This window comes from Streptosporangium sp. NPDC006013 (assembly GCF_040614275.1).
Classification (GTDB): Bacteria; Actinomycetota; Actinomycetes; order Streptosporangiales; family Streptosporangiaceae; genus Streptosporangium.
Genome location: NZ_JBEXUE010000479.1, coordinates 1 through 7,586 on the forward strand (window position 1 = coordinate 1; position 7,586 = coordinate 7,586).

Consider the following 7,586-nt stretch of genomic DNA (forward strand, 5'->3'; position numbering starts at 1 on the left):
ATCGCGAGGAGCGGGGGCGCCGCGCAACGTCTCGGAGAAGACGTCGGGGATCATATAAGGACCGTCGGTGGGCAGGAGCCGACAGCACCCCGTGATCTCCCGGCAGACCTCCCCATGGCTGATCACATAGACCGGATCGCAGTCGTCGTAGGAATCTCGCTCCATTCCGTATCCGGTACATCGCGGCGGACGTCACCCGGCGGCCGGCATGAGCGCCGGGCCGAAGGTCGCTGCCCTGCGCGGCGGGCACGTCACCCTCGCCGCGGCCGCCGACGCCTTCCTCGCGATCCCGCGTACGGCCAACCCCAACACCCACCGCCATGGGGTCTCCTCGGTTCGTGCGTCTCGGGCGGTCGCCCACACGGTAGGCCGGCCAGGCACGCGAAACTCATCGGTCCATCCTGCCCCGATGATGCTCGCCTGCCCCACGGCTCGCCCGTCGAGGCCCAAAGCGCCGTAGTAACCCTTTTGTGGATTTCGTGCGGGTAGCGTCGCCGGGTGCCGTCGGCGATTATCGACGCGACGTGACCGCGCTGCGAAGGGATCGGGTATGACGTGGCATCCGTGGAGACGGGCGTTCCTCACGGCGGGGGCGGCCGTGGTCGGCTTCGACCCGTCCACGCGCACGTGGGTCACCGACGCCGCCCAGTCTCAGGGGATGGTCGACCTGCCGCCGCTGAAGGGCAAGGTGGTGACCGATCCCGCCTCGCGCGGCCAGGCAGCCGACGACTTCGGGCACCTGGTCCATCGGACCCCCGGGGCCGTGCTGGAGCCCGGCGCCGTGTCGGACATCATGCGGATGATGACCCCGCTCGGAGCGGGGCCCGGTCGCGTTCATTTGTGACCATGTCGGTTCGAAGCCGTCCGGGGGAATCAAACGATCAACCCGGTGGCCTGTCGGCAGCAAAGAGCCGGTTCGCGGTGGTGGCCTCTCACGACCAGGAGCGCATCGGAAACGGCAGACGGCGAGAAGAAAGGTCGGTGTGGTCCCGCGAGGCCGTCGAGGAGTTCCGGGAGTGCAGGTTCTGGATGGCACGACGGCGGTGAGGCGTTCGCGCCGGGCGTCCTCGCGGGAAGTCAGCGGTTCGGAAAGGATCGGCTGTACAGGTCCTCAGAGCACTCTCGTCATGAACGCGCTGTTCGGGTCGGGTTCGTAGTCCGCGAACGGGTCGCAGTACTCGAACCCGAACTTCTCGTACAGCTTCCGGGCCGGCAGGAAGAACTCGGCCGCCCCGGTCTCGAGGCTCAGCCTGGTGAATCCCATGCGCTTGGCCTCGGTGACGATGTGCTCCAGGAGGAGGGACGCGATTCCGCTCCGCTTGCGCGCCGGCCTGGTGCGCATCGACTTGACCTCCGCGTGGTCCGCGTCCAGCCTCTTGATCGCGCCGCAGCCGACCAGGCTGTCACCGTCCATGACCGACCAGAACGTGATCTCGGGCCTGCGCAGGCTCTCCAGGTCGAGGGCGTGCTTGCTCTCCAGCGGAGTGATGGACCGCATCTCCTGGACGTGCTCGTCAAGGAATCCGGCGATCTCCGGACCGGAGAGGTCATCGACTGCGATCTTCAATCCTGTGCCCATCCTTTCTTGGAGACACTTGACGTCAAGGTGGTCGGGTGCCTGGCGGGTGTCTTTCCGTTCGATGATCGTATAGGCGCCGTCCCTGTCGTCCCATCGCGGCCAGGGCGCGACGCTGAGGCTTTCGTCGGTGCGGATCACCGGGGCCGATCTCCGCCATCCTCGCCGCCGCGTCGCGTAGTGGGGGCAGATGCAACGTGATCTCCATGGGGGGTTCATCCCAAGTTATTGCAAGTAATATGCAACTGATAGAACTTCTCTTGTGACAAAACTTCTCCAGAAGTCCGCCACGCTGTGCGTCGTCCTCGCTCTGGCCGGTGCGGCCTGTTCCGCCCCGCAGGGGCCGGTCGACCCGCCGGATGACACGTTCGTCATCGGTCTGAGCTCGGAATTCGACAATTTGAGCCCGGTGCTCGGGTTCTCTCCCGACGGGGGATCGTTGATCTTCGACGGGTTGATGAGCCGGGCACCCGACCTGACGATCAAGCCCGCGCTCGCCGCTGAGCCGCCCACCGTCTCCGAGGACGGGACGACCGTCACCTTCACCCTGAAGGAAGGGCTGAAGTTCCACGACGGTAAGCCGCTGACCAGCAAGGACGTGGAGTACACCTACGAGGCGCTGCTCGATCCCGCCAACAACTCCACGATCAGGAGCGACTATTCGGCGATCAAGGATGTGGCGGCTCCCGACGCGCGGACCGTGGTGTTCGGTCTTCGGTATCCCTATGCGCCGTTCGTGCAGCGCAGCACGCTCGGCATCGTGCCCATGGGCACGATGGAGAAGACCAAGCCGGTCGGCAGCGGCCCCTACCGGTTCGTCTCCTGGACGCCCGGAGACAAGATCGTGCTGGAGGCGAACAAGGAGTACTGGGGCGGCGCTCCGGCGATCTCCAGGTTGGTGCTCGCCTTCGCCCCCGACGACAATGTGCGCGCGACCCGGGTTCGGGCGGGCGAGTTCGACGCCACCGTGCTGCCGCCGAAGGCCGCCGTCGGCTTACGCGGCCGGCAGGACGTGACCGTGTACGACGTACCGAGCGCCGACTATCGCGCGATCGTGTTCCCGATGACCCAGCCGGTGACCGGCGACCGGGCCGTACGCAAGGCGTTCAGCCTGGCCCTCGACCGGCAGGCGATGGTCGACACGATCCTGGCCGGCGCGGGTGTTCCCGCCTACGGGCCGATCTCGCCCGACACCGGATGGCACAACCCCGAAGTGACCGGTGACACCGATCCCGAGGCCGCCGGCAAGCTGCTTGACGAGGCGGGCTGGATCATGGGGAAGGACGGTATCAGGGAGAAGGACGGCAGGAGTGCCGAGTTCACCCTGATGTATCCGGCGGGCGACTCGCTGCGTAAGGAACTCGCGCTGGCCGCCGCCTCCGACGCCAAGAGGATCGGTCTGCGGGTCGAGCCGATCGGCCTGGACTGGGACGCGATCGAAGCACGGCTGGACAGGGACGCGGCGGTCATGGGGTTCGGCAGCCCGTATGACCCCGACTACGTCAACTACGAGCTGTTTCACTCCGACTTCAAGGGCCAGGGCTTCTTCAACCCGGGCCGCTACGACAGCCCCGAGGCCGACAGGCTGCTGGAGCAGGGCAGGGCCTCGGGCGAGCAGGCGGAGCGCGAGCGGATCTACGCCGACTTCCAGAAGGTCATCAGGGACGACGAGGTCTACTCGTACCTGGTCTTCCTCAAGCACGTGTACGTGATCCGCGGCAGGTACGAAGGGATCGTGCCGGGCGTGGACGGTCACGAGCACGCCACCGGAGGACTGTTCGCCGGCATCCACACCTGGAAGCCGGTCGCGTGAGAGCGATACTCAAGATGATCGCCTGGCGGATGGCCTTCGCGGTGCCACTGCTGGTGGCCGTTACGATCGGCATGTTCGCGCTGGCCCAGGCCTCCCCCTTCGACCCGGTCCGGCAGTACCTCGGCGAACGCGCGCTGGTCACCTCTCCTGAGGTGGTCGAGTCGATCAGGCAGAACTGGGGCCTGGACCGGCCGGTCCTCGAGCAGTACGCCACCTGGTTCGGCAACCTGGTCAGCGGCGAGCTGGGCGAGTCGCGCTCTTTGCATCGGCCGGTCGGCGAGATCATCGGCGAGCGGCTGGGCTGGACCCTGCTGGCCACCGGCTCGGCGCTGGTGCTGATGTTCGTCGGCAGCCTGGTGGTGGGTACCCTCGCCGCCTGGCGGCGCGGCTCCTGGGTGGACCGGGCGATCACCGGCGGCGCGTTCGCCAACGAGGCCGCCCCGGTGTTCTGGCTGGGACTGCTGGCCATCTGGGTCTTCGCGGTCCAGTTGGGCTGGCTGCCGGCGGGGGGCCTGACCGACGCGGCGTCGACCACGATCAGCCCCGCTGATGTGGCCGCGCACATGGTCCTGCCGGTCGCGGTGCTGGCGATCTCCCAGTCGTCGTGGCTGGTGCTCTACGTGCGGGAGTCGGTCATCGGGGTGCTGCGGGAGGACTTCGTGATCGGCGCGCGCGCCCGCGGCCTGCGCGAGCGAACCGTGATCGTGCGGCATGCGCTGAGGTCGGCGCTGCTGCCCTTTCTCACCCTGCTCGGCGCTCGGATGCCGGAACTGGTCACCGGCGCGATCCTGGTCGAGACGATCTTCTCCTGGCCCGGCGTCGCCGCGGCCTCGGTACAGGCGGCGCTGGCCGTGGACTTCCCGCTGCTGGCGGCGCTCACGCTGCTGGGTACGGCGGCGGTGCTGGTCGGCAACCTGCTTGCCGACATCGCCTACACCGTGGCCGATCCGCGGGTGCGCACTTTGGGGGTGGGCTGAATGCCGGTGAGGTTCGCGGCCGGCACCCTGGTGCTGCTGGCGCTGGCCGTACTCCTGGTGCCGCCCGTTGTGCAACTCGACCAGAGCCTGGTGGACCTGCGCGCGGCCGGGCAGCCCCCCTCTTTCGCACACCCCCTCGGCACCGACGAGGTCGGGCGGGACGTGCTGATCCGGTCGATCTACGGCCTGCGCGTCTCCTTCCTGGTGGGTCTGGTGGCCGCGCTGGTCAGCATGGTGATCGGCGGACTCGTGGGCCTGGCGGCCGGCAGTCTGGGAGGACTGCCCGACCGCCTTCTCATGCGGGTGGTGGACGGCTTCAACGCCCTGCCGCACCTGCTGTTCGGCATCTTCATCGTCGCGCTGTTCGCGCCGAGCGCCGCCGCCGTGGTGGTCTCCGTAGGTGTGACGCACTGGACCACGGCGGCGCGGATCGTACGCTCCGAGGTGCTCTCGCTGCGCTCGCGCCCGTTCGTGGAGGCGGCGATCTCCGGAGGCTCGACCAGGATGCGGGTGGTCCGCCGCCATCTACTGCCGCACCTTTTCCCCCACCTGATGCTGGCGACGGTGCTGATGATGCCCCACGCGATCTGGCACGAGACCGCGCTGAGCTTCCTCGGCCTGGGACTCCCGCCGCACCTGGCCTCACTCGGCAACATGATCAACGATGGGCAGCGCTCGTTGCTCACCGGCGGCTGGTGGTCGAGCCTGATGCCCGGCCTGTTCATCCTGGTGCCCACGCTGGCGGTATCGGTGCTGGCCCAGCACTGGCGTGACCGCCGCAACCCTCGCTGGAGATCGGAGCTGGAACTGTGACCGGAACTGTGACCGGCCGCGGACGGCTACGGGTTCAGGGGCTGAGCGTCGGCTTCCGCATCCCCGGTGCGCTGGTGCAGGCGGTCAGCGAGGCGACCTTCGAGGTACGGCCGGGTAGCTGCCTGGCCCTGGTGGGTGAGTCCGGGTGCGGCAAGTCGGTGCTCGCGCACGCGCTGCTCGGCCTGCTGCCGGACAACGCGACCGTCTCCGGCCAGGCATGGCTGGAGCACGGCGAGGAGCCGGTGGAACTCCTCGGCGCCTCGCAGGCCGTACTGGCCAGGCGGGTGCGCGGGCGGGCGATCGGGCTCATCCCGCAGAGCCCGGCCACCCACCTCACACCGGTGCGCACGGCACGGGCGCAACTCCAGGAGGCCATGCGCGAGCTCGGCTCGCACGCCACGGCCGATGACCTGGCGGCGCGGTACGGCCTGCGCCCGCAGGAGCTGGACCGCTACCCGCACGAGCTGTCGGGCGGCATGGCCCAGCGCGTGGCGAACGCGATCGCGCTGGCAGGCGACCCGTGGCTGGTGCTGGCCGACGAGCCGACCAGCGGGCTGGACCGGCCGCTGGTGGACCGGGCGATGGCGACGCTGCGCGAGCTGTGCGACGAGGGACGTGCGGTACTCCTGATCACGCACGACCTGCGCGCCGCCGAGCGGGTCGCCGACGACCTCGCGGTGATGTACGCCAGCCGCCTGGTCGAGGTGGGGCCGGTGGCCGAGGTACTCGGGCGCCCCCGCCATCCGTACACGGCGGGGCTGGTGGCGGCCCAGCCGGATCGGGCGTTCGTCCCCATCCCCGGCCTGCCGCCCGAGCTGACCCGGCTGCCCGAAGGGTGTGCGTTCCGGTCGCGCTGCGGCCACGAAACCGAGCGGTGCGCCGTGCCGCCACCGATGGACGGCGGCGTGGCCTGCCACCACGCCCTGGAGGACAGGCATGCTTGAAGCGTCCGGAATCACCGTCAGGTACGGCAGGCACACCGCGCTGGACGAGACGTCCCTGACGATCATGCCCGGTAAGGTGACCGGCCTGGCCGGGCCGAGCGGCTGCGGGAAGTCGACGCTGGCCAGGGTCATGGCGCTGATGCTGCGTCCGGCGTCGGGCACGCTCACCGTGGACGGCACGATCGTGACGCGCTGGCGGCAGCGCGCGGCCCGCGACCTGCGCACCCGAGTGGCCCTGATCTACCAGCAGCCCAGGCTCTCGGTGGACCCGCGCCTCAAACTCGCCGAAGTGATCGGCGAGCCGCTGACCGCGAACGGCCGGCCGGACGAGGGGCGCGTCACCGAACTGGCCAGGAAGACAGGTCTGACCGGCGACCTGCTCACCCGATGGCCGCACGAGGTCTCCGACGGGCAGTTGCAGCGGGCCTGCGTGGCCAGGGCACTGACCTTGGAACCCCGCTACCTGATCTGCGATGAGATGACCACCATGCTGGACGCCTCCACGCAGGCACACCTGGTCGGGGTGGTGAACGCCTACCGGGAGCGTACCGGGGCGGGAGTGCTGGCGATCAGTCACGACCCGATCCTGCTGGGTCGCTGGGCCGACGAGATCGTTGGTCTCGCCGGACCCGGAGATCTGTCTCCATCATGAGCGCGATCTTGTACGTGGATCGCATCGGCATTCCCGCACCGTGGGAGCGAAACGGGGTGGGTCGTCCTTTCTCCGGCCGGTGCGAGTGCGGGTTGACCGATCGTCGCGATGATGATGAGGTTCTGTGCCAGCGTCGCGGTGCACCCGGCAAAGAGATCGCCGAGGGCATGGAGGCGCCGGAACACTGGACGACCTTGGAAACACCCGATGGACGCCTGATGGCGTTCGGCAACCAACTGATCGAAGTACATCTCTGGCTCCGTGAGGAGCTCGCCGCACTCCGCGAGAACGTCGAGGCCTACCTCGACGGCGGCGCGCGCCCCCGCGAACTGCGGGTCCACTGCCTGACCTTCTGTTCCGCCCTGAACCGGCACCACACCGGTGAGGACGACGGCGCGTTCCCCGAGCTCGCCGAGCGGTTTCCCGAACTGCGCCCGGTGCTGGACGAACTGCGTCGCGACCATCGGCTGGTGGAGGACTCCCTCAGGAGGCTGGAGGCGCTCGTCGGCGGTCTGGACCAGGAGACGGATCCGGCCGTGGTGCGCAGCGAGCTGGACAGTCTCGCCGCGCTGATGGAGACGCACTTCGTCTACGAGGAGAAACGCATCGTCTCGGCGCTCAACGCGCTGAACGTGCCGGGCTGGGATCGTTCCCGGCCCGACTTCCTGCTCAGCGACGACAGGGAACGCTGATCGGCCCGCCCTGACCGGGTCACCGGACGGACAGATCCTCGATGATCACAGGGCACTCCTGGAAGAGTCGTACGCGTCGTTAAGGAGAGCCTCCAAGGTCACCACCTGTCTTAGCAACC

General features: G+C 68.8%; 9 protein-coding genes. 7 read left to right on the forward strand and 2 right to left on the reverse strand.

Annotated elements, in window-relative coordinates:
* Positions 1-165 (reverse strand): acyl-homoserine-lactone synthase (locus ABZ260_RS42210; RefSeq protein ID WP_355629064.1); only part of this gene is annotated, 165 nt, incomplete at its 3' end.
* Between the two features lie 385 nt (positions 166-550).
* Between ABZ260_RS42210 and ABZ260_RS42215 the strand changes: the two genes are divergently transcribed.
* The gene (locus ABZ260_RS42215; RefSeq protein ID WP_355629040.1) at positions 551-844 is read left to right on the forward strand and encodes a hypothetical protein; all 294 of its coding nucleotides are present in this window, start codon (positions 551-553) and stop codon (positions 842-844) included.
* Positions 845-1,111: 267 nt separating this feature from the next.
* Here ABZ260_RS42215 and ABZ260_RS42220 read toward each other — a convergent pair whose 3' ends face one another.
* Complete coding sequence (locus tag ABZ260_RS42220) at positions 1,112-1,567, reverse strand: GNAT family N-acetyltransferase (protein WP_355629043.1); 456 nt, start codon at positions 1,565-1,567, stop codon at positions 1,112-1,114.
* Between the two features lie 271 nt (positions 1,568-1,838).
* Here ABZ260_RS42220 and ABZ260_RS42225 point away from each other — a divergent pair, with 271 nt between their 5' ends.
* The 6 genes from ABZ260_RS42225 to ABZ260_RS42250 all read left to right on the forward strand — a co-directional run bounded on the left by ABZ260_RS42225 (position 1,839) and on the right by ABZ260_RS42250 (position 7,467).
* Positions 1,839-3,389: an ABC transporter substrate-binding protein gene (locus tag ABZ260_RS42225; protein WP_355629046.1), complete on the forward strand. Its 1,551-nt coding sequence runs from the start codon at positions 1,839-1,841 to the stop codon at positions 3,387-3,389.
* Complete coding sequence (locus ABZ260_RS42230) at positions 3,386-4,366, forward strand: ABC transporter permease (RefSeq protein ID WP_355629049.1); 981 nt, start codon at positions 3,386-3,388, stop codon at positions 4,364-4,366. The genes ABZ260_RS42225 and ABZ260_RS42230 overlap by 4 nt, the downstream gene beginning before the upstream one ends.
* Positions 4,367-5,179 carry an ABC transporter permease gene (locus tag ABZ260_RS42235; RefSeq protein ID WP_355629052.1) on the forward strand — a complete coding sequence of 271 codons (813 nt, stop codon included), beginning with the start codon at positions 4,367-4,369 and terminating at the stop codon, positions 5,177-5,179.
* The gene (locus tag ABZ260_RS42240) at positions 5,176-6,123 is read left to right on the forward strand and encodes an ABC transporter ATP-binding protein (protein WP_355629055.1); all 948 of its coding nucleotides are present in this window, start codon (positions 5,176-5,178) and stop codon (positions 6,121-6,123) included. The genes ABZ260_RS42235 and ABZ260_RS42240 overlap by 4 nt, the downstream gene beginning before the upstream one ends.
* A complete protein-coding gene (locus tag ABZ260_RS42245; RefSeq protein ID WP_355629058.1) occupies positions 6,116-6,775 on the forward strand; it encodes an ATP-binding cassette domain-containing protein in 660 nt (219 codons plus the stop codon). Before ABZ260_RS42240 ends, ABZ260_RS42245 begins: the two co-directional genes overlap by 8 nt.
* A gap of 218 nt (positions 6,776-6,993) precedes the next feature.
* Positions 6,994-7,467: a hemerythrin domain-containing protein gene (locus ABZ260_RS42250; protein WP_355629061.1), complete on the forward strand. Its 474-nt coding sequence runs from the start codon at positions 6,994-6,996 to the stop codon at positions 7,465-7,467.
* The last annotated feature ends 119 nt before the right edge of the window (positions 7,468-7,586 follow it).